The organism is Cohnella sp. GbtcB17 (genome assembly GCF_019091135.1).
GTDB lineage: Bacteria > Bacillota > Bacilli > Paenibacillales > Paenibacillaceae > Cohnella.
In genome coordinates this window covers 1-493 of record NZ_JAGXJW010000170.1, presented here as the reverse complement: position 1 = coordinate 493, position 493 = coordinate 1, and the positions used below count along the sequence as shown (strand labels likewise).

2 protein-coding genes are annotated in these 493 nt (G+C 53.8%); both read left to right on the top strand.

The window, feature by feature from the left end; translation table 11 throughout:
- Positions 1 to 267 (top strand): hypothetical protein (locus tag KVT38_RS33510; protein ID WP_217598051.1); only part of this gene is annotated, 267 nt, incomplete at its 5' end.
- A 118-nt stretch (positions 268 to 385) separates the two neighbouring features.
- The coding region (locus KVT38_RS33505; RefSeq protein ID WP_217598052.1) for a family 1 glycosylhydrolase at positions 386 to 493 on the top strand (108 nt) is incomplete at its 3' end.

Here is a 493-nt window from a genome sequence, read left to right as displayed (position 1 = left end):
GATAATACGCCCGTGCTCGGTTTCGATACGTTTAAGATCGATACGCAAGTCAAGGCGGCGCTGGAAAAGGCCGCTGCCGATCATCCTGGTACGGTCACGGCAAAGCTAGCGCAGGAGTATCTGGCCATCCTGGACAAAACGGGGGGCGCCGTCTACAAAAAGGGCGCAAACGGGGAACAGGTCGCCATTCCCGAAGTGAAGGCGTTCTACGACGGGCTCGAGAAGCATGCCCGAGCGTTGCTCGACGAGGCCAATCCGGATAAGTAAGCGCCAATATCGCACACGATATCGTATAGGCGCGCGCGGTCATTTTATATAAAATAGAGATGGAAAACGTTTTACATGACGCGTGCGCCATACGATTATTTTGTGCGGAGGGGTTAGAATGGCTACGATACAATTTCCGAAAGATTTCGTCTGGGGTACGGCTACCGCTTCCTGTCAGAGTGAAGGCGCATATAACGAAGCCGGGCGGGGAATGTCGATCTGGGAT